18 protein-coding genes and 1 pseudogene are annotated in these 21282 nt (G+C 70.1%); 8 read left to right on the forward strand and 11 right to left on the reverse strand.

All coding sequences use genetic code 11. The features are described from left to right. Positions 1-97 precede the first annotated feature (97 nt). Positions 98-2041, reverse strand: coding sequence for a multicopper oxidase family protein (locus KQY30_RS31625; protein WP_217309967.1), 1944 nt, complete (start codon positions 2039-2041; stop codon positions 98-100). A gap of 263 nt (positions 2042-2304) precedes the next feature. Here KQY30_RS31625 and alsS point away from each other — a divergent pair, with 263 nt between their 5' ends. The 5 genes from alsS (at position 2305) to KQY30_RS31650 (ending at position 7629) form a co-directional block, all read left to right on the forward strand. After that, complete coding sequence (gene alsS / locus KQY30_RS31630) at positions 2305-3990, forward strand: acetolactate synthase AlsS (RefSeq protein WP_217309968.1); 1686 nt, start codon at positions 2305-2307, stop codon at positions 3988-3990. A gap of 34 nt (positions 3991-4024) precedes the next feature. Further along, complete coding sequence (gene budA / locus KQY30_RS31635) at positions 4025-4840, forward strand: acetolactate decarboxylase (RefSeq protein WP_254407405.1); 816 nt, start codon at positions 4025-4027, stop codon at positions 4838-4840. A 248-nt stretch (positions 4841-5088) separates the two neighbouring features. Further along, positions 5089-5904 (forward strand): SAM-dependent methyltransferase, encoded by an 816-nt coding sequence (locus KQY30_RS31640; RefSeq protein ID WP_217309969.1) that lies wholly within the window; start codon positions 5089-5091, stop codon positions 5902-5904. Positions 5905-6126: 222 nt separating this feature from the next. Then, positions 6127-6348 (forward strand): hypothetical protein, encoded by a 222-nt coding sequence (locus KQY30_RS31645; RefSeq protein ID WP_046494665.1) that lies wholly within the window; start codon positions 6127-6129, stop codon positions 6346-6348. 78 nt (positions 6349-6426) lie between these two features. Further along, a complete protein-coding gene (locus KQY30_RS31650) occupies positions 6427-7629 on the forward strand; it encodes an SPFH domain-containing protein (protein ID WP_217309970.1) in 1203 nt (400 codons plus the stop codon). A gap of 91 nt (positions 7630-7720) precedes the next feature. Here KQY30_RS31650 and KQY30_RS31655 read toward each other — a convergent pair whose 3' ends face one another. Then, positions 7721-8554: a helix-turn-helix transcriptional regulator gene (locus tag KQY30_RS31655; RefSeq protein ID WP_217309971.1), complete on the reverse strand. Its 834-nt coding sequence runs from the start codon at positions 8552-8554 to the stop codon at positions 7721-7723. A gap of 152 nt (positions 8555-8706) precedes the next feature. Between KQY30_RS31655 and KQY30_RS31660 the strand changes: the two genes are divergently transcribed. Further along, complete coding sequence (locus KQY30_RS31660; protein ID WP_217309972.1) at positions 8707-9600, forward strand: NAD(P)-dependent oxidoreductase; 894 nt, start codon at positions 8707-8709, stop codon at positions 9598-9600. Positions 9601-9655: 55 nt separating this feature from the next. On the opposite strand, the gene KQY30_RS31665 is transcribed toward KQY30_RS31660, so the two are convergent. The 5 genes from KQY30_RS31665 to KQY30_RS31685 all read right to left on the reverse strand — a co-directional run bounded on the left by KQY30_RS31665 (position 9656) and on the right by KQY30_RS31685 (position 14322). Beyond that, a complete protein-coding gene (locus tag KQY30_RS31665; protein ID WP_217309973.1) occupies positions 9656-9814 on the reverse strand; it encodes a hypothetical protein in 159 nt (52 codons plus the stop codon). A gap of 93 nt (positions 9815-9907) precedes the next feature. Continuing rightward, entirely contained in the window at positions 9908-10858 is a 951-nt protein-coding gene (locus KQY30_RS31670) for a cytochrome c oxidase assembly protein (RefSeq protein ID WP_217309974.1), read from the reverse strand. Positions 10859-11051: 193 nt separating this feature from the next. Further along, entirely contained in the window at positions 11052-12077 is a 1026-nt protein-coding gene (locus KQY30_RS31675) for a 6-phosphofructokinase (RefSeq protein WP_046494675.1), read from the reverse strand. Positions 12078-12305: 228 nt separating this feature from the next. Then, positions 12306-13034, reverse strand: a complete 729-nt coding sequence (locus tag KQY30_RS31680; protein ID WP_217309975.1) for a type 1 glutamine amidotransferase — start codon at positions 13032-13034, stop codon at positions 12306-12308. Positions 13035-13083: 49 nt separating this feature from the next. Then, positions 13084-14322 carry a MurT ligase domain-containing protein gene (locus tag KQY30_RS31685; protein WP_217309976.1) on the reverse strand — a complete coding sequence of 413 codons (1239 nt, stop codon included), beginning with the start codon at positions 14320-14322 and terminating at the stop codon, positions 13084-13086. Between the two features lie 115 nt (positions 14323-14437). On the opposite strand from KQY30_RS31685, the pseudogene def reads away from it, so the two are divergent. Next, a pseudogene (def, locus tag KQY30_RS31690) lies at positions 14438-14982 on the forward strand (peptide deformylase). 42 nt (positions 14983-15024) lie between these two features. Here the strand turns inward: def and KQY30_RS31695 are convergent. After that, complete coding sequence (locus KQY30_RS31695) at positions 15025-15669, reverse strand: TetR family transcriptional regulator (RefSeq protein WP_217309977.1); 645 nt, start codon at positions 15667-15669, stop codon at positions 15025-15027. Positions 15670-15856: 187 nt separating this feature from the next. Here KQY30_RS31695 and KQY30_RS31700 point away from each other — a divergent pair, with 187 nt between their 5' ends. After that, complete coding sequence (locus KQY30_RS31700) at positions 15857-17086, forward strand: acyl-CoA dehydrogenase family protein (protein WP_217309978.1); 1230 nt, start codon at positions 15857-15859, stop codon at positions 17084-17086. A 140-nt stretch (positions 17087-17226) separates the two neighbouring features. Here KQY30_RS31700 and KQY30_RS31705 read toward each other — a convergent pair whose 3' ends face one another. The 3 genes from KQY30_RS31705 to KQY30_RS31715 all read right to left on the reverse strand — a co-directional run bounded on the left by KQY30_RS31705 (position 17227) and on the right by KQY30_RS31715 (position 21208). After that, positions 17227-17715: a glutathione peroxidase gene (locus tag KQY30_RS31705; protein WP_217309979.1), complete on the reverse strand. Its 489-nt coding sequence runs from the start codon at positions 17713-17715 to the stop codon at positions 17227-17229. Between the two features lie 31 nt (positions 17716-17746). Beyond that, complete coding sequence (locus KQY30_RS31710) at positions 17747-18631, reverse strand: acyl-CoA thioesterase II (RefSeq protein WP_217309980.1); 885 nt, start codon at positions 18629-18631, stop codon at positions 17747-17749. A gap of 63 nt (positions 18632-18694) precedes the next feature. After that, positions 18695-21208: an RNA helicase gene (locus KQY30_RS31715; protein ID WP_217309981.1), complete on the reverse strand. Its 2514-nt coding sequence runs from the start codon at positions 21206-21208 to the stop codon at positions 18695-18697. Positions 21209-21282 lie beyond the last annotated feature (74 nt).

The following is a 21282-nucleotide window of genomic DNA, read 5'->3' on the forward strand; positions in this document are numbered from 1 at the left end:
TAAGTGTAAGTGCGGGCGGCACCCGTTGTAACCGCCTCCGCACAGCGCTCCCGGCCCGCGACACCGGCTTCCCCGCCCGTGACGGCGGCTCCCGGCCTCAGGCCGGGCCGACGCGGAGCGGCCGCATCATCTCGTTGTCCTCGTGCTCCAGCATGTGGCAGTGCCACATGTAGTGGCCCGCCTGGCCGAATTGGACCTTGACCCGGGTGATGGCGTTCGGAAACGCGATCACCGTGTCCTTGAAACCGCGTTCCCACGGTTCCGGCGGGAGCGCCGTCTCCCCGTCCGGCTGCCGGTCCACCACCTGGAACTGAACTTCGTGGATGTGGATCGGGTGTGCGTCCTTCGTCAGGTTGTGGATCTCCCAGACCTCGGTCGCGCCCAGGGCGGGGTTCTCCGTGACCGGATCGCCCCATCCCAGCGGCACCGATGTCCCCGACGCGTCCAGGACGCCGAGAAGCACGGCACGCGGGCCCACACCCTGCAGACGGGCAGAGCCGACCTCGTTCAGGCTGACTCGCCGCGTAAGGCTCGCCGCTCCCAGGGGCTCGAACGGGGGCAGTACGAGTTCTGAGACCGGTACCGACCTGTCCGGCGCGGTGAGCGGTCGCACCGCGAACTTCATGACCTGTCCGGTGGTCCGCGGATCCGCCGGCGGAAAGTCCGTGCCCACTGTTCCGCCCCCGAACGGGGTGTCCGGTCCCTCGTTGATGAGGTACAGCTCGGTCCCCGCCGGGACGGAGGTGAAGTCGACTATGACGTCGGCGCGTTCGGCCGGCGCGGTCAGCAGTTGCTCACGCTGGACGGGGGCCGGCAGGAATCCTCCCTCACTGCCGATCTGCCAGAAGGGAAGCACCGGAGCGGCCGGTCTGGGGGCCAGCGGGTCGTCGACGATCTTGAGGATCAGGAAGCGCGAGTTGCAGCCGTTGAGGAACCGGAACCGGTAGCGGCGCGGTTCCACGGCCAGCACCGGCCAGGTCCTGCCGTTGGTGACCATCGCGTTGGCGAAGAACTCCGGATTCCAGATCGGCGCCATGTCGCTCTCCGGCACGTACGGTCCCTCGAACCCGTCGAAGAACGCCCGGCTCGCCGGATAGAACAGGCTTCCGTCGGTGTGGAACGACCGGTCCTGGATGACGACCGGGATCTCGTAGTACCGCGTGCCCGGCCGGTCACCGAGTCTCGGCGCGGGTCCAGGAAGCACTCCCGGGCCGAGGTCGGACGGCCCGCCCCGCAGCAGGTAGAAGCCCGCCAGACCGGCGTACACATTCAGCCGGGTGATGCCCAGGGCGTGGTCGTGGAACCAGAGCGTGGCGGCCCGGCCCTGGTTGGCGTAGTGGAACACGGCGTTCCCCGGGCCCCATGCCGTACCGAACAGTTCCTCGGACTTCTCGCGGAACCGGTCGTAGAAGGATCCGGTTCTCGCGTAGCCCACCGGGATGTCCCGTGCGTCGGGCAGGTACCACGCCTCGGCGTAGCCGTCGCTCTCCTCGGCGTTCCGCCCTCCGTGCAGATGCGTCACGATGGGCACAGGACCCGTGTACGGGCCGGGTGTCGAGGTGAACACGGGGGACGAGTCCCGCCCCGGGACCCCGCCCGGCGGGTTCGCCCAGTGCAGCGTGGGGTCCACCGGCAGCAGATGCGACAGGTGGTTCCCGCGTGCGTCGAGCAGACCATTGGCCCAGGTGACCCGGACCTCCCGGCCCGCCTCCGCCTCGATGGTGAAGGCGGGGTAGCCGAACGTGCCGGGGTGCCGGGAGGAGCCGTATCCCCAGACTGTCGTGGCCGGCCGGCCCCGCGGGAGGATCTGCTGCCGGAACTGCCGGACGCCGACCGTGTAGCTGTCGAGGCCCGGCCCGCCGGCCCGTGAGTCCCGAGGCATCACGGGCGGTATCGCGAATTCGGCGACGTACTTCTCTATCGCCGCCGGATCGAGCACCCCGTCCGCCGTCACCGGGACCGCGAACGCCGTCCCACCGGGCAGAAAGAGACAGGCGCCTCCGGCGACACCGGCGCGTACGACCCGCCGTCTGCTGATCATTGGCCCTCCCGCGCATCGGTCGAATCGACTCATACCGCCAGGAGGTGCCCCGAGACACCATCAAACAGATACCCGCATCACCACTGAAACCCTCCGCGAGCGGATACGGGTCACCCGATGGGGCGAGCCGCCGGGCGACTGGGAGGAGCGGCAACGGCACCCGTCGGCCGGTCACTCAATGGGTGCGATTCGTTGCCTTCGGTACTCAAGATGTGCCCGTTCTGTCACCAAAATAGAGTGTTTCTGGAGAGGAGGGCATCGCCATGGCCACCAGCGTGAAACAGGAAGACTCGGTACGCAGCGCACAGCGGGCGATCGAGACCGTCCAGTCACAAGGTGTCCCGTTCATCTTCGGAGTGCCGGGAGCGAAGATCGACGCGGCCTATGACGTACTCGCCGACATGGGCCCGCGGTTGGTGGTCTGCCGGCATGAGCAGAACGCCGCGTTCATGGCGGCGGCGTTCGGCAGACTGACCGGCACGCCAGGAGTCCTCCTGGTGACCTCGGGCCCCGGCACGGCCAATCTGGCGACCGGTCTGCTGACCGCCAACACCGAGCAGGATCCCGTGGTGGCGCTGTGCGGCGCGGTCGGCCGCGAGAACAGGCTCAAGCGGACACACCAGTCGATGGACGCCGCCGCGCTCCTCAAGACCGTCACCAAGTTCACCGGCGAGGTCAGCGATCCGGACAATGTCCCGGAAACGGTCGCCAACGCCTTCCGGGCCGCCGCCACCGAGCCGCGCGGATCGGCCGCGGTGGTCCTGCCGTCCGACGTCCAGGCGGCTCCCACCACCGCCGGGATCACCCGTGCCCTGCCCGTACCGCCCATGGGACCCGCTCCCGTGGAGGCCGTCGAGCGTGCGGCGAAGCTCATCCGCCGGGCACAGCGGCCGGTCCTGCTGGTCGGTACCCGGGCCGCCGACCCCGAGAGCTGTGCCGCGCTGCGTGCGCTGGTCGCGGAGACCGGGTTGCCGGTGGCCGAGACGTTCCAGGCCGCGGGCGTCATGTCCCGGACCCTGGAGCGGAATTACGTCGGGCGGGTAGGCCTCTTCCGCAACCAGCCGGGCGATGTCCTCGTGGCCGACGCGGATGTCCTGGTCACCATCGGGTTCGACCCCGTCGAGTACGACCCGGTCATGTGGAACGCCGACACGGCCCGTACGGTCGTCCACATCGACGCCCTGCCCGCGGCGATCGACAACCACTACGAGCCGGCCCTGGAACTGCGCGGCACCGTGGCCGCGACCCTCACCGAGCTGACCGGGCGGCTGGCAGGGGTGGCCCCGAGTGAGGCCTTCAAGGCCGAAATCGCCCTCAGGCAGAGGGAGCTGGCCGAGGGCGACGAGCGTGCCCGGGCCGCCGTGCCGACGGGTGCCGGGCTCAATCCGGCGGCCGTGGTGCTGGATCTGCGCGACGCCCTGACCGACGACGCCACCGTCACCTGTGACATCGGATCGGTGTACATCTACATGGCCCGCCACTTCCGCGCCTACGAACCGCGCCATCTGCTGTTCTCCAACGGGCAGCAGACCCTGGGCGTCGCGCTGCCCTGGGCCATGGCGGCGAGCATGGCGCGCCCCGGCACCCAGGTGGTGTCCGTATCGGGAGACGGCGGTTTCCTGTTCTCCGCACAGGAGTTGGAGACCGCCACCCGGCTCGGCCTGACCTTCACCCATGTCCTGATGCGCGACAACACCTACGACATGGTGGGCTTCCAGGAAGTGCTGAAGTACGGCAGGAAGTCGGGTGTCCAGCTCGGCGACTACGACGTGGTGAAGTACGCCGAGGCCTTCGGCGCGCACGGCTACCGGGTCACGACCCAGGACGAGTTCAGCTCCGTACTGCGACGGGCGCTCGCCGAGGACGGCCCCTCCATCGTCGACGTACCGGTGGACTACAGCCACAACACCGACCTGGCGGCCCAGCTTCACGACGAGGTCTTCGAGTGACGCCGTGCGCCGTCGCGCTGAACAGGGGGCACATATGAACGCGTCCGGCCAACACACCGCGGCGGGCCGGTTCCGGCGATGGGCACGCACGATGGTCGCGCACCGCTTCGGGGACGCCGGGGCCCGCGACGGGGGCGGCTCGGCCCCCGAGATCTATCAGTCCTCCACCATGGGCGCCCTGCTGGACGGTGTCTACGAGGGCGAGGTCACCATCGCGGAGCTGCTCACCCACGGCGACTTCGGGCTGGGTACGTTCAACCGGCTCGACGGTGAGATGGTCGTCCTCGACGGCATCTGCTACCACCTGTGGTCGGACGGTACGGCCGCGGTCGCCGCGCCCACGGACCGTACGCCCTTCGCCGCCGTGACGCGGTTCCGGCCCGGGGAGACCATCCGGATCACCGGGCCCACCGGCCGGGACGATGTCGTCGCCCTCATCGACAAGGCGATCCCCAGCGAGAACCTCGTCCACGCCATCCGGATCACCGGCACCTTCGGCTCCATGCGCACACGTACGGTGATGAAGCAGAGCCCGCCCTATCCGCCCCTGGTCAAGGCCACCGAGGGCCAGGCGGAGACCCGCTTCACCGATGTGGCGGGGACGCTGGCCGGATTCCGCTCGCCCGACTACGAGCAGGGCATCACGGTGGCCGGCTACCACCTGCACTTCCTGAACGCCGCGCGTGACGGCGGCGGCCATGCCCTGGACTTCCGGATCGACGACGGTGACATCGCCATCAGCACCGCCTCGGAGCTCCATCTGAGCCTTCCGCGGTCGGAGGAGTTCCTGACGGCCGATCTCCGAACCAGCCACCTCGGGGACCAGATCCGCCAGGCGGAAGGCGGCTGACACCGGCGGAGGGCAGGTGACACCAGCCGGAAGGCCGGTGACGCCACCCCCTCACCGTCTCGTTTACGCCACCCTCCCGGCCGGCCACCGGGCCTCCCGCTCAGGCCATACCGCCAGAGATCAACAAGCGCTTACACTCGGGCCAAGGCTTTGATCGGGGCCGGACCCTGCCGGGGCACCGGACGGGCCCGGGAGTGGTACGCAGGTGTCCGCGACACGCGGAACTCCGGTACCTGGGAGGAGTGAAGGTGGCACCGCAGGGCTCTCCGGACGACCGATTCAACACCGGCGAGGCGCATTCGGCGCGCGTCTACGACTACATCCTGGGCGGCAAGGACAACTATCCGGTCGACCAGGAGGCCGGTGACGCGATGTGCCAGGGATGGCCCGCGCTGCCCGTCCACATGCGTGCCAACCGGGAGTTCATGCACCGCGCGTCCCGCTATCTCGCGCGCGAGCAGGGCATCCGCCAGTTCCTGGACATCGGCACCGGCCTGCCCACCTCGCCCAATGTGCACGAGGTGGTGCAGGAGGAGCGCCCGGACGCCAGGATCGTCTATGTCGACAACGACCCGATCGTGCTGGCGCACGCCCGCGCGCTGCTCACCAGCACCCCCGAGGGCCGTACCGCCTACGTCGACGCCGATATGCGGGACCCCGAGGCGATCATCAACTCCCCGCAGTTCCTGGAGTTGCTCGATCTGAAGGAGCCCGTCGGCCTGATGATCATCGGCATTCTGCACTTCATACTGGAGAATGACGACGATCATGGTCTGGTGCAGCGGCTTCTCGATCCGCTGCCCGAGGGCAGCTTCCTGGCGATGACCATCGGGACCGCCGATTTCGCCCCGGTCGAGGTGGGCCGGGTGGCCGCCGAGTATGCGAGCCGTGGCATGCCCATGCAGCTCCGCACCCATGCCGAGGCGCTGACCTTCTTCGCCGGGCTCGACATGGTCGAACCGGGACTGACCCAGGTCCACCACTGGCGGCCCGACCCCGACCAGGAGCCCATCGACGACCGCGACATCGCCATGTACGGAGCCGTCGCCCGCAAAGGCGCCTGACGGTACGCCGTACAGGGCCACATCCGGCCGGAACGCTCTCCTGATGACCGCGGAGTAGTGTGAATTCATCGAGGGTCTGTCGCCGTCGGCCGCTTCGCCGGGGGCGTCCTCGACGAAGTACGAGGTCGGAGGCGTGGCCCTCCAGGAGGCGTGGTCCCATGATCGCGGCTGAGATGACCGGTACGGCCGGGGCGCCGGGCGTACGGACGCGGGCGGCGGCCCATGTACGCGGCGGATGACTCCGCGCAGAGCCCGGTCGGCGCGATCGGAAGGGTGACCGTGCCCATTCCGGCGGACGGGCCCGGGGAGGTCCTGGTCTCCGTACGGGGCGGGTCCGAGGCCTATGCGGCCTGGGCGGACCGCCCGCTCGGCAGAAACCTGCGTGTCATCGTCACCGAGTGCGTTTCGGCGCGCTCGGTGATCGTCGAGCCCTTCCCCGCCTGAGATGTACGGCCCGGCCTTCTCTCCGCGCGCGACACGGCCCGCCGTACGGCACGACCCGTAGTACGACAGGAGTTCCTCATGCTGTTCTGGCATGTTCCCGCGCCCAACGAGGCGATGCTCATCTCCGGTTCGAAACGGCAGGCGCAGGACACTCAGTTCCGGATCGTCACCGGGCACGGCAGCTTTGTCATGCCCATCAAGCAGAAGGCCCGCATGCTGTCCCTGGCGCTGCGGGAGGCGGAGATCGTCGAGGACTGTGTCACCCAGCAGGGCATCCGGCTGCGGGTCCGTGCGGTGGCCGTGTTCAAGGTCGGCGACGACGCCGTGTCCATCGCCAACGCCGCGCGCCGCTTCCTCGCGGAACAGGACCGGATGGAAGAGCTGGTGGGCCGGATCTTCGCAGGTCACCTGAGGTCCATCGTCGGCGGACTGACCGTCGAGCAGATCATCCGCGAGCGCGACCGGGTCGCCCAGGAGGTGAAGCAGGGCAGCCACAGCGAGATGGAGAAGCTGGGGATCGTGGTGGACGCGCTCCAGATCCAGGAGATCGACGACGCCACCGGCTACATCGACAATCTCGCCGCCCCGCACGCGGCGGCCGTCGCCAGCCAGGCCCGGATCGCACAGGCCAAATCGGACCAGGAAGCGGCCGAACGCGAACAGCAGGCCGCCGCGCTCAAGGCCGAGTACGAACGGGACACCGCGATCAAACGGGCCGGCTTCCACGCCGAGACGGAACAGGTCAACGCCCGTGCCGCACAGGCCGGACCGCTTGCCGAGGCGCGCTACTCGCAGGAAACCATCGAGGAACAGACGGCGTTGGCCGAGCGGCAGGCCCAACTGGCCGCGCAGCGGCTGGAGGCCGAGGTCAGGCGCCCCGCCGACGCCGAGGCGTACCGGCAGCGCACCCTCGCCGAGGCCGCCCGGGACCGGGCGAAGTACGAAGCGGACGGTGGCGCGTACACCGAACGCACCCTCGCCCAGGCGCAGGCCGACGCCAACACCGCCCGTGCCGCGTCGCTGAAGGACGGCAACCAGGAACTCATCGCGGCCAACCGCATCGTGGAGAATCTCCCCGCGCTCGCCGACGCGGCGTCCCGGGGCATCTCGGGTGCGAATCTGACCGTGCTGAACGGCACCGACGGCGTCAACGACATGGCGGCGGGTCTGGTGGGCCAGGGCATGGCCATCCTCAACGCGCTCAGGAACGGGGCGCCCGGAGCCGACAAGGGAGCGGGCGTGAACGGAAAGCCCTCGCTCCGCGTCACCGAGTCCAACTGAGCCGACCCGACCGACCCGACCGACCCGACCGACCCGGCCGACCCGACCGACCGGGCCCCGGGGCCCAGGCCCCGGGGCCGGCGCCGTGCCGCTACCGGTCCGGCGTCAGGTCCTGGAGGCCCACCACCCGCAGGAGTTGGAGCCGCTCGTGCGTCTCGGTGCCGGGCCGCGCCGAGTGGACGATCAGGAACTGCCCCCGGTCCGGGCTCAGCAGCACCTCGCAGTCCAGATCCAGCAGCCCGACCACCGGATGCAGGAACCGTTTCACCGATGAGCGCCGCACCGCCACCTCGTGCTCCTCCCACAGCGCCGCGAACTCCTCGCTGACCGCCCGCAGATGGGCCACGAGATGCGCCGGACCCGGATCCCGGGGCCGGGCCGCCAGCACCGAGCGGAGCTGGGCCACATGCGCCCTGGCATGCTCCTCATGGGACTCCGGCGGGAACAGCGCCCGCGCCGTGGGCTCGGTGAAGAAGCGCAGGACGATGTTGCGGCCCACTTCGGACTCGCCCGTCAGCGCCGCCGCCATCGCGTTCTGCGCGAGCACCTCGCCCCAGTCGCTCACCACCTGCGCGGGCGTGTCGTACAGCCGGTCCAGGATCATCATCAGCCCCGGCCGCACATGCGTGGACGCGTCGCTGTCGCGCGGCGGCTCCTCGCCCGTGAGATGGAAGAGATGGTCCCGCTCGTCCTCGCTCAGCCGCAGCGCCCGTGCGAGGGCGGTGAGCATCTGCCGCGAGGGCCGTGAGCCGCGGCCCTGTTCGAGCCGTGTGTAGTAGTCCACGGACATCCCGGTGAGCTGGGCGACCTCCTCGCGCCGCAGTCCGGGCGTACGGCGCCGGGACCCGGCCTCCATCCCCACATCGGCGGGGTCCAGCCGCGCCCGGCAGCGACGCAGGAAATGTGCCAGCTCTTCTCGGTCCACACCCCCAGCATGACGCCGGACGGCGGGCCCATCCAGGGAGAGCCGGTCCCAGGACAGGGACGTCTCTCCCCGCCAGGACGGCACCCGGCGAGGCTGGAGCCGCCCCACGAAGGACACACGGGGCGCGACACCGGAGCAGGGAGAGAAGAACGATGCTGACGCTGGTGACAGGTGTGACGGGGCAGGTCGGCCGCCGGTTCGTACCGAGGCTGCTACAGCGCACGGCCCCGGGCGACACGGTCCGGGTACTGGTACGGGACGAGGAGCGCGGCGCGCCGTTCGCCGCGCTGGGCGCGCAGGTCGCGGTCGGTGATCTGCTGGACGAGAAGAGCCTCCCCGCGGCGCTGGAGGGCGTGGACGCGGTGGTGAACATCGCGGCGGCCTTCCGTGGAGTCCCGGACGAGGAGGCCTGGGCCGTCAACCGCGACGGCGCGCTCGCCCTCGGCCGGGCCGCGCGTGACAGCGGGGTGAGCCGCTTCGTACAGGTGAGCACGAACCTCGCGTACGGCGCGGGCCGGGGCAGGCCGCTCACCGAGGACGACGAGCCCGTGCCCGGCGGCCCGCTGTGGGGCGCGTACGCCCGGTCCAAGGGCGAGGCGGAGGCAGGCCTGCTCGCACTCCACAACAGCGGTCACGACGGTGAGTCCGGTGAGGACGGGCGCGGTATGACCGTACGGATCGGCACGCTCGCCTTTGTCTACGGCGACGGCGACCCGCATCTCGCCCAGGCCCTCCAGTGGGCGTCCTCCTGGGCCGGCCACCAGCGGCTCCAGATGGTCCACCACGCCGATGTGGCCCAGGGACTGATCCGGCTGCTGTACGCGCCCGGAACGGCGGCGGGCAAGTACAACATCGCGGACGACGCCCCGCTGACCGCCGTGGAGGCCCATCAGATCAATGGCGTACCGCTGCCCCCGGGGCTGGACGACCGCACGGACCCCGACCCCTGGTACGGCATCGTCTCGAACCTCCGGATCCGCGACGAGCTGGGCTTCCGGCCCCTGTACCCCTCGGCCTGGACGGCCAGGGACGCGGGCGCGCTCTGAGCACCGGGCGCCGAGCGCACGGAGTCCGGGCCCGGAGGCCGGCGTACCGATCCGCTCAGCGTCCTTGCGCGGCGGCCATCGCGATGGTGATCAGCACGAGCACCACCCACCCGAACCAGAGCCATCCGTTCCCGCCGAGCACCGCGGTGTACCCCGTCACCAGAACCAGCGCGCCGACGGTCACCACACCCATCGTCTTCGTCGAGCGGGGCATCTGGGTCCTCCTCCGGGCCGGGGCCGTAGCGCCCATCGTCGCCCGCGACAGGGCCTTCGCGCTACCGGCTCCCGACTACTGGCCGGCCACCGCCTATTGGCTCCGGGCCTGGAGCGAGGCGAGATACGCGTTGTACTCCGCCAGCTCCTTGTCACCGTCGCGGTCGGCGGCCCGGTCGGAGCGCTTCGCCTGCCGCTGTTCCGAGCGGTACCACTGGTAGACGAGCGCCAGCAGCACCAGCACCGAGGGGATCTCGCTGAACGCCCAGGCGATACCGCCCGCCGCGTTCTGATCGCTGAGGGCGTCGATTCCGAGCGAGACCGGGGGAGTGCGGTACGCCGCGACCATCGGCTCGCTCGCCATCATCAGCGCGATCCCGAAGAAGGCGTGGAAGGGCATCCCGGCGAACAGTTCCAGCATCCGCATCAGATGGTTGGGCCGGTGCGGCCCCGGGTCGACGCCCATGATCGGCCAGAAGAAGATCAGCCCGACCGCGAGGAAGTGCACCATCATCGCGATGTGCCCGGCCTTGGACCCCATGAGGAAGTCGAAGAGAGGGGTGAAGTACAGCCCGTACAGGCTCGCGATGAACAGCGGGATGGTGAAGGCGGGGTGTGTGACGATCCGCACATAGCGGCTGTGCAGCACCATGAGCAGCAGCTCGCGGGGTCCCTTGCGGCCCTGGCCCGCCACCGGCAGCGCCCGCAGCGCCAGCGTCACCGGAGCGCCGAGCAGCAGCAGGATCGGCGAGACCATGCTGATCACCATGTGCTGGATCATGTGCGCGCTGAACATGACCATGCCGTAGTCGTTCAGCCCGGTGCACATCACCAGCGCCACGGTCAGCACACCGACCACAAACGCGACCGTCCGGCCGGCGGACCACTCGTCCCCGCGCCGCCGCAGCCGCAGCACCCCCGTGCCGTACAGCGCGAGTGCCAGCAGACACCCGATCAGGAAGAAGAGGTCCGGAGAGTACTCCAGGGCCCGTCCCAGCGTGAACGGCGGCAGATCCATGGTCATGCCGTGCCCGCCGTGATCCATCCGTGTGCTCCCACCGTGGGACGTGACTGCTCCACCCCGGCCGGATTCGCGCCGGTTGTCCGTACAGCCTAGAACCGCCCCCGGACACCTCGGCGGGCGGGGGCGGTTCTTTCGTGGGTGGCGGCGACGGGGGCGGTGACAGCCCTCACAGCCGGAGCCCCGCTGGTCGGAGCCCCGGCCGGTGGCCGTCAGGTCAGAGCACGCACTCCGCCTCGGCGTACCGCTCCGCGGGCACCGTCTTGAGCGTCTCCACGGCCTGGCCCAGCGGCACCATGACGATGTCCGTGCCGCGCAGCGCGGTCATCATGCCGAACTCGCCCCGGTGCGCGGCCTCGACGGCGTGCCAGCCGAACCGGGTCGCCAGGACCCTGTCGTACGCCGTGGGCGTGCCGCCGCGCTGAACATGGCCGAGTATCACCGGCCTGGCCTCCTTGCCGAGCCGCTCCTCCAGCTCGATGGCGAGCTGCCGGGCCACCCCCGCGAACCGCTCGTGGCCGTAGATGTCCTTGCCGCCCTCGTCGAACTCCATGGAGCCCTCACGCGGCTTCGCGCCCTCGGCGACCACCACGATCGCGAACCTCTTGCCCGCCGAGAACCGCTTGCCGACCAGTTCGGTCAGCTCACCTATGTCGAACGGGCGCTCCGGTACGACGATGGCGTGGGCGCCGGCGGCCATGCCGGAGTGCAGCGCGATCCACCCGGTGTGCCGGCCCATGACCTCCACGATCAGGACCCGCTGATGGGACTCGGCGGTGGTCTTCAGCCGGTCCAGCGCCTCGGTGGCCACCCCGACGGCCGTGTCGAAGCCGAAGGTCACATCGGTGGAGGCGATGTCGTTGTCGATGGTCTTCGGTACGCCGACGATGGGCAGCCCGGCCTCGGAGAGCAGATGGGCGGCCTTGAGGGTGCCCTCGCCGCCGATGGGGATGATCGCGTCGAGCCCCAGGTCCGCCACATGACCCCTGGCGCGCTCCACCCCGTCGCGGAGATGCGCGGGCTGGACCCGGGACGAGCCCAGGATCGTACCGCCGCGGGCCAGGATCCCGGCCACGGCGTCCAGATCGAGCTTGCGGTAGTCGGCCTCCAGCAGGCCCTTCCAGCCGTCGTGGAACCCGATCACCTCGTCGCCGTGGTCGACGACGGCGCGGTGCACGACGGACCTGATCACGGCGTTGAGGCCGGGGCAGTCGCCGCCTGAGGTGAGCACACCAATTCGCATTGCCCGGGATACCTTTGCAACGTGGGCCGACGGCCGGACCCCATCGTCCGGACAGATCCCGGCCACCCTACCGGCGGGCGGCGGGGGGACCGAAACCCGGAGTCCGTCTTCTGGACAGGCCCGCCGCGCCCGGACCGTACGCCTGCGTACGGCCAACTGGGCCCGTGCACGGGGCCCCGGCCCGCGGTCCCCGGAGGACCGGAGCGGGCCGGGGCGGAGCCGGCCGGGTCAGGCGGGCTGGACCGCCGCCGCCACCCGCTCGGCGCGCAGCGCCTCGTACCAGCGGTCGTCCGTCGGCGGCAGCGCGTTCACATCGAGGGCCAGCTTCAGCAGCAGGTCCGCGATCTGCGGGTTGCGCGCCATGACCGGGCCGTGCATGTACGTGCCGAACACGGTGTCGTTGTACGCGCCCTCCGTGCCGTCGCCCGTGCCATTGCCGCGGCCGAGCCTGGTCCGCGCGAACGGCCGTGCCGTCGGGCCGAGATGGGTGATGCCCTGGTGGTTCTCGAAACCCGTGAGCTGCGGCAGGTTCAGCCGGGGATCGATGTCCGCCAGCACATCGCCGACACACCGATCGCCCTCACCACGCGTGGACACCACGTCGAGCAGCCCGAGTCCGGGCTCGCGCTCGCCCAGGTCGTTGATGAACTCATGGCCCAGGATCTGGTAGCCGGCGCAGACCGAGAAGACGATCGCGCCGTTCGAGACGGCCCGGCTGAGACCTCCGTCACGCCGGAGCCGCTCCGCGGCCAGCCGCTGCGGCCTGTCCTCGCCGCCGCCGATCAGATAGATGTCGCCGGAGGTCGGCACCGGCTGGTCGCTGCGTACATCCACGCGGGTCACGTTCAGACCGCGCTGCCGTGCCCGGCGCTCCACCACCAGGGCGTTGCCCTGGTCCCCGTAGGTGCTCAGCAGATCGGGGTAGATCCACACCAGGCGCAGGCTGCTGTCGCTCATTCTCCCTCGTCCTCCAGGCGTCCGTGGACTCGTGTATCCCGACATCAGGTCAGTTCCCCACCCGTCTGCGAAGGTCCTGGAACGAGGTGTAGTTGGCGATGGCCTCGATCCGTCCGGGCGGCGCCATCCGCACCGCCTCGTCCGGTGTCTCACAGACCCGGAAGTCCAGTCCCGCGACCTCCAGGCGTACGGCGAGGTCCAGCTTGCGGTCACCGATCACGAAGATCGGGTGGCCGGCGAGCCGGGTGTAGTCGACGTCCCAGAGCCACGAGGTGTCGGTGCCGTCCGCCCCCCGGGCGTTCACGGCGAGAATGACCGGGGCCGGCGGCGGATCGATCAGCGAGAACGTCTCCAGCCAGCCCGCGGGGTTCTTGGCGAGCAGCAGCCGCAGATCGCGGCCGAGGAACGACACCACGTCGTACCGGCCGGCCACGGCCTGCACCTGGTACATCCGCTCCAGCGCCACCTGCGGAGGCACCCCGAACGTCGCCGCGACGGCCGCCGAGGTGGCGGCGTTCGCCTTGTTGGCGCGGCCCGGGAGCTGGAGATGGATCGGCCAGGCCGAGCCGTGCGGGTCGAGGACATGGTCGCCGTGGAGCGCCCAGCTCGGCGCGGGCCGGCGGAAGCCGCACTCGCCGCAGAACCAGTCGTCGCCGGGACGCTGCATCACACCGCCGCAGGCGGGGCAGGACCAGGCGTCGTCCTTCCACTCCTGGCCCGCGGCCACCCAGACGACATTGGGCGAGGAGGAGGCGGCCCAGACGATCAGCGGGTCGTCGGCGTTCGCGATCACGACGGCCTTCGTGCCGGCCAGCCCCTCGCGCCACTTCTCGGCGAGCATCCGGGTCTCGGCGGCACGGTCGAGCTGGTCGCGGGAGAGGTTGAGCAGCGCGATCGCCTTGGGCGTGGTGTCCCGCGCCACCCCGGCGAGGTACTTCTCGTCGACCTCGATCACGCCGTACTTTGCGTCGGAACCGCCCGCGAGGGCCGAGGTGATACCGGCCGGCATATTGGCGCCGAGCGCGTTGGACACCACGGGGCCCGCGGCCCGCAGGGCCTCGGCGATCAGCCGGGTCGTGGTGGTCTTGCCGTTCGTCGCCGACACGAGGATGACGTCGAGGTGCTGCGCGAGCCGACCCAGCAGGTCGGGGTCGAGTCTGAGCGCCACCTTCCCGCCGATCACCGATCCGCTGCCGCGGCCGGCGGCGCGCGACACCGCGGCAGCGGCCTTGCCCGCCGTCACGGCCAGCTTGGCCCGTGGCGTCAGCGGGTCCGTGTTGCCTGCCATCGTCCTTGATCCTCCTTGCGTCGGTCCGGGGTCAGCCTATCGAGATCCGGCCAAGCGCCCGAACCGCGGCACCGGGCGGGAAGGCGGAGGTCACCGTGACCGTACCCTGACCGGCATGTCGAACCGTTCGATCCCCGGCAGCGCCGGGCGGGTACGCGCCTTGAGAACACTGGGCGATCCGGTCCTGCACGCCCCCTGTGAGCCCGTCACAGACTTCGGTCCGGCCCTGTCCGGGCTGATCGAGGACTTGTTCGCGACGATGTACGCCGCCCGGGGGTCGGGCTCGCCGCGAACCAGATCGGCGTGCCGCTGCGGGTGTTCGTGTACGACTGCCCGGACGACGAGGACATCCGCCACCTCGGACACCTCGTCAATCCGCGATTGACCCGGGCGGACGACATCGTGCTGCGCGGCCCCGAGGGCTGTCTCTCGCTGCCTGGACTCGAGGCGGGCACCGAGCGGTACGACCACGCCGTCGTGGAGGGCGTCGACCGCCATGGGGAGCCGGTACGGATCGAGGGGTCGGGCTTCTTCGCGCGCTGCCTCCAGCACGAGTGCGACCATCTCGACGGTACGGTCTACCCCGACCGGCTCAGCGGGCGCCGCCGCTCCCGGGTGCTGCGCGCGGCGCGCCGGGCGCCCTGGTCGGGGCTCGCCTGAGAGGGGCATTCCGGGGGTTCCGGATCCGGATCCGAAGCCGCTTCAGAACCCCGGCCCGCCCTCGCGGTCGTCGACCGTCGCCAGTCTGCCCCACAGCAGGTCCGCCAGGCTCCGTACCAACTGCTCGCGCGAGCAGGGCCGTTCACCGAGCCACCAGTCACCGGCCGCGTGCATCATCCCGACGATGCCATGGCCCCAGACCCGCGCGAGCTGCCCGCTGTCCGGGCCGAGGTCCACCCGCTCCTCGATGACCTTCGCGAGTTCCTCGCCGAGGCGGCGCAGCAGCGGGGCCGAGTGGCGGCCCACGTCGAAGCCCTGCTCGGGCAGTTGGCTGTCCTCGGCCGGGTGCATCAGGAACCGGTAGACCTGCGGGCGGGCCTCGATCGCGGCGAGGTACGTGTCGAGGGTGGCCTCCACCCGCTGGCGCCGCTCGGCGGGCGCGTCCAGCGCGGCCCGCAGGGCGTCCAGCAGCGCGTCGGTGTGGCGCTTGGCGAGGGCGCGGTACAGCCCGCCCTTGTCCCCGAAGTGCCGGTAGAGAATGGGCTTGGTGATGCCCGCCTCGGCGGCGATGGCGTTCATGGAGGCCTGGGGGCCGTCCCGGAGCACCACCCGGTCGGCGGCCTCCAGCAACTGGCGCCTCCGCTGGCGCGCGGACCGCTGCTGCTCCGCCTGCTGTGTGGTCTCCATAGCTGTGTCTCCCCGCCCATGCGATTGCCCGACGCACCGGCAACGTAACACCCTGCCCGCCGTCAATGCTGATCAGACCATGGCCGGTTGACATTCTCTACCTACGAGTAACAGACTGGGGTTACCGGGAGTAACGTCATTGGCGGCGCCATGGTGGCGGGGCGCCGACGCAGTGCTGGAGGGGAACATGGCCGAGTTCGCGTTCGAACTCAACGACGACCAGAAGCAGGTCCGCGACTGGCTGCACGGCTTCGCCGCGGACGTCATTCGTCCGGCCGCCGCCGAGTGGGACGAGCGCGAGGAGACCCCCTGGCCGGTCATCCAGGAGGCCGCGAAGATCGGCGTCTACTCCCTCGACTTCTACGCCCAGCAGTTCTTCGACCCCACCGGCCTCGGTATCCCGATGACCATGGAGGAACTGTTCTGGGGCGACGCGGGCATCGCCCTGTCGATCGTCGGTACGGGCCTGGCGGCCGTCGGCGTCCTCGCCAATGGCACCGACGAGCAGATAGGCACCTGGATCCCGCAGATGTACGGCGACACCCACGAGGTGAAGGTCGCCGCCTTCTGCTCCTCCGAGCCCGATGCCGGCTCCGACGTCGGCGCCATGCGCACCCGCGCGGTGTACGACGAGGCCACGGACGAGTGGGTGCTGAACGGCACCAAGACCTGGGCGACCAACGGCGGTATCGCCAATGTCCATGTCGTGGTCGCCGTCGTCGACCCCGGTCTCGGTACGAAGGGCCACGCCTCCTTCATCGTCCCGCCCGCGACCCCCGGTCTCTCCCAGGGCCAGAAGTTCAGAAAGCACGGCATCCGCGCCTCCCACACCGCCGAGGTCGTCCTGGGGGACGTCAGAATTCCCGGGCACTGTCTGCTCGGCGGCAAGGAGAAACTGGACGAGCGGCTCGCCCGGGCCCGCGAGCGCGCGAAGGAGACGGGCGGCGAGCGGGTGAAGAACGCGGCGATGGCCACCTTCGAGGCCTCCCGTCCGGCCGTCGGCGCGATGGCGGTGGGCACGGCCCGCGCGGCGTACGAGGTGGCGCTCGACTACGCCATGACCAGGAGCCAGTTCGGCCGTCCGATCATCGACAACCAGGGCATCGCCTTCCAACTGGCCGACATGCGCACCCGGATCGACGCCTCCCGGCTGCTGGTGTGGCGCGCCTCCTGGATGGCCGCCACGGGCAAGCCCTTCACCTCCGCCGAGGGCTCGATGTCCAAGCTGTACGCCAGCGAGACGGCCAAGCAGGTCACGGCGCAGGCCGTACAGATCCTGGGCGGCAACGGCTTCACCCGCGAATACCCGGTCGAGCGCATGCACCGGGATGCCGCGATCTACACGATCTTCGAGGGGACGAGCGAGATCCAGCGGCTGGTGATCGCCCGCACCCTGTCGGGCATGCCGATCCGCTGAGTCCGGACGCGGAGCCGGGGCCGCCACGGGCAGCCCCGGCCGTGGTGCGTCAGCCTGTCACCGGCCGACGTGTCACCGGCCTGCCTGTCAACCGGTCGGTCTGTCACTGACCGGTGTGTTGCCGGCCGGTCTGTCGTGGGTCAGCCGGGAAGCTGGGCCTCGATCGCCGCGATCACCTCGGGCGCCTCCGGCTCCGTACGCGGCCGGATCCGGGCGACGACCTCGCCCGTACGGGAGATCAGGAACTTCTCGAAGTTCCACTGCACATCGCCCGCCGCGCCCTCGGCGTCGGCCGTGGCCGTCAGCTCCGCGTAGAGCGGGTGCCGGGTCTCCCCGTTCACATCCGTCTTCTCCAGCAGCGGGAAGCTCACCCCGTAGGTTGCCGAGCAGAAGGTCTGGATCTCCTCCGCGGTGCCGGGCTCCTGCCCGGCGAACTGGTTGCACGGCACGCCGAGAACGGTGAAACCCCGGTCCCCGTACTGCTGCTGGAGCCGCTCCAGACCGGCGTACTGCGGGGTCAGGCCGCACTTGGACGCGACGTTCACCAGCAGTACGGCCGTGCCCTTGTAGGCGGCCAGGGAAGTGGGTTCACCCGCGAGGGTGCGCAGCGGGATGTCGTACAGAGTCATCAGGATCTCCTCGGTCTCCGGCGTTCTGCCCTCATTGTGGACCCGCCGTCCCGTGCCGCCGGAACAGCCCCTCCTGCACCACCGACACCAGCAGCCGGCCCGCGCGGTCGTAGATCCGGCCCCGGGCCAGCCCCCGGCCGCCCGTCGCGATCGGCGACTCCTGGTCGTACAGAAACCACTCGTCCGCCCGGAACGGCCTGTGGAACCACATCGCGTGGTCCAGGGATGCCATGTCAAAGCCCCGAGGGCCCCACAGCGGCTCGACGGGGATACGGACCGCGTCCAGCAGGGTCATGTCGCTCGCGTAGGTCAGCGCGCAGGTGTGCACGAGCGGATCGCCGCCCAGCGGCCCCACCGCCCGCATCCACACCGCGCTGCGCGGATCCGCGTCCTTGATCTCCTCCTGCGTCCAGCGCAGCCGCTCGACATACCGGATGTCGAAGGGCGTGCGCCGGGCCATCCGCTCCAGCGACTGCGGCAGTTGGCCCAGATGCCCCCGTACCTCCTCGGTGACGGTGGGCAGCGTCTCCGGGTCCGGGAAGTCCAGCCGCGGCGGCAACTGGTGCTCGAAATCGCCCTCTTCGGGGCGGTGGAAGGAGGCCGTCAGATTGAAGATCGTGCGGCCCTGCTGGACGGCGGTGACCCTGCGCGTCGTGAACGACCGCCCGTCCCTGATCCGTTCGACCTGGTAGACGATCGGCACGCCCGGCCGCCCCGGCCGCAGGAAGTACGCGTGCAGCGAGTGCACCGGCCGGTCCCCGTCGGTGGTACGGCCCGCCGCGACCAGGGCCTGGCCGGCCACCTGGCCGCCGAAGACCCGTTGCAGGGACTCCTGGGGGCTGCGCCCGCGGAAGATGTCGACCTCGATCCGCTCCAGATCGAGCAGATCGACCAGCCGCTCGGCGGGGTTCGTCATGGTGCGCTGTGCTCCCGTTCTCTGCTTGCCGTTCTCGGCCCCATTCTCAGTGCTTCACGCGTCTCAGAGCTGCCCGACGGCCGTGACACGCACCACTGCGAGACCCTCCTCGTCGGAGGCCGCGAGATCGACCTCTGCGCTGATGCCCCAGTCGTGGTCGCCATTGGGGTCGGCGAAGGTCTGGCGCACCCGCCACAGCCCGTGCGCCGGATCCTCCTCGATGGCCAGCAGCTTGGGCCCGCGGGCGTCGGGCCCGGTGCCCAGCTCCTCGTACTCGTCCCAGTACGCGTCCATCGCCTCGCCCCACGCGTCCGCGTCCCACCCCGACTCGGCGTCCAGCTCGCCGAGTTCACCGATCCGGTCCAGGGCCGCCAGCTCGACCCGGCGGAACATCGCGTTGCGTACGAGCACCCGGAAGGCGCGGGCGTTGGCCGTGACCGGCCTGACCTGATCGGCCTTCTCCTGCGCCTGCTCGGCCGTCTCCACCTCCGGATTGGCGAGCTGCTCCCACTCGTCCAGCAGACTGGAGTCGACCTGCCGGACCATCTCACCGAGCCATGCGGTGAGATCCTCCAGATCCTCCGACTTGAGGTCGTCCGGAATGGTGTGTTCCAGCGCCTTGTACGCGCCCGCCAGATAGCGCAGCACAATGCCCTCGGTCCTGGCCAGCTCGTAGAACGAGGTGAACTCCGTGAAGGACAGAGCCCGTTCGTACATGTCCCGGATCACCGACTTGGGCGAGACGGGATGGTCACCCACCCACGGGTGGCTCTTGCGGTAGGTGTTGTACGCGTGCACCAGCAGCTCTTCGAGCGGCTTGGGGTACGAGACCTCCTGGAGCCGCTCCATCCGCTCCTCGTACTCGACACCGTCCGACTTCATCGCGGCGACCGCCTCGCCCCGCGCCTTGTTCTGCTGTGCCGCGAGGATCTGCCGCGGATCGTCGAGCGTCGACTCGACGACGGAGACCATGTCCAGCGCGTACGAAGGCGATTCGGGGTCCAGCAGCTCGAACGACGCCAGCGCGAAGGTCGACAGCGGCTGGTTCAGCGCGAAGTCCTGCTGGAGATCGACGGTCAGCCGGACGATACGGCCCTCCGCGTCCGGCGTCGCCAGCCGCTCCACCACCCCGCCGTCCAGCAGCGAACGGTAGATGGCGATGGCCCGCCGGATGTGCCTGAGCTGCTGCCTGCGCGGCTCGTGATTGTCCTCCAGCAGCCGGCGCATCGCCTCGAAGGCATTGCCCGGCCGGGCGATCACCGACAGCAGCATGGTGTGGGTGACCCGGAAGCGGGAGGTCAGCGGCTCGGGATCGGAGCCGATGAGCTTCTCGAACGTCGTCTCCGACCAGGCCACAAAGCCCTCGGGAGCCTTCTTGCGCACCACCTTGCGACGTTTCTTCGGGTCGTCGCCCGCCTTGGCGAGCGCCTTCTCGTTCTCCACCACATGCTCGGGCGCCTGTGCCACGACCAGACCGGCCGTGTCGAATCCGGCGCGCCCCGCCCGGCCCGCGATCTGGTGGAACTCCCGGGCGCGCAGCGTACGGACGCGATTGCCGTCGTACTTGGTGAGCGCGGTGAACAGCACCGTACGGATGGGGACATTGACGCCGACGCCGAGCGTGTCCGTACCGCAGATGACCTTCAGCAGACCCGCCTGCGCCAGCTTCTCCACCAGCCTGCGGTACTTGGGCAGCATCCCCGCGTGGTGCACACCGATCCCATGGCGTACATAACGGGACAGATTCCGTCCGAACCGGGTGGTGAAGCGGAAGTTGCCGATCAGATCGGCGATACGGTCCTTCTCCTCCCGCGAGCACATGTTGATGCTCATCAGCGACTGCGCCCGCTCCACGGCCGCGGCCTGGGTGAAGTGCACGATGTACACCGGCGCCTGCCGGGTCTCCAGCAGCTCCGTCAGCGTCTCGGTGATCGGGGTGAGACGGTATTCGTACGACAGTGGTACCGGCCGGGTCGCGGACCGTACGACGGAGGTCGGCCGGCCCGTACGACGGGTCAGGTCCTCCTCGAAGCGCGAGACATCGCCGAGGGTCGCCGACATCAGGATGAACTGCGCCTGCGGCAGCTCCAGGATGGGGATCTGCCAGGCCCAGCCGCGGTCCGGCTCCGCGTAGAAGTGGAACTCGTCCATCACGACCTGGCCGATGTCCGCGTACTTGCCGTCGCGCAGCGCGATCGAGGCCAGCACCTCGGCGGTGCAGCAGATCACCGGGGCGTCCGCGTTGACGGACGCGTCACCGGTCAGCATGCCGACGTTCTCCGTACCGAACAGCTTGCACAGGTCGAAGAACTTCTCCGAGACCAGTGCCTTGATCGGCGCGGTGTAGAAGGTGACCTTGTCCTGGGCCAGCGCCGTGAAGTGCGCACCCGCCGCGACCAGGCTCTTTCCCGAGCCGGTGGGGGTGGACAGGATGACATTGGCCCCGGACACCACCTCGATCAGCGCCTCCTCCTGAGCCGGGTAGAGCGTGATGCCCTGGCCCTCCGCCCAGGAGGAGAAGGCCTCGAACAGGGCATCGGGGTCGGCGTCCGGCGGGAGCTGATCGATAAGGGTCACGCCCCCATCTTGCCTGCCTTCCCCCCGGATCAGGGAACCGGAGGCGGAAGCGAAGATCGCGGAAGGTACGCTGG

The organism is Streptomyces sp. GMY02 (assembly GCF_019056675.1).
Taxonomy (GTDB): Bacteria; Actinomycetota; Actinomycetes; order Streptomycetales; family Streptomycetaceae; genus Streptomyces; species Streptomyces odonnellii.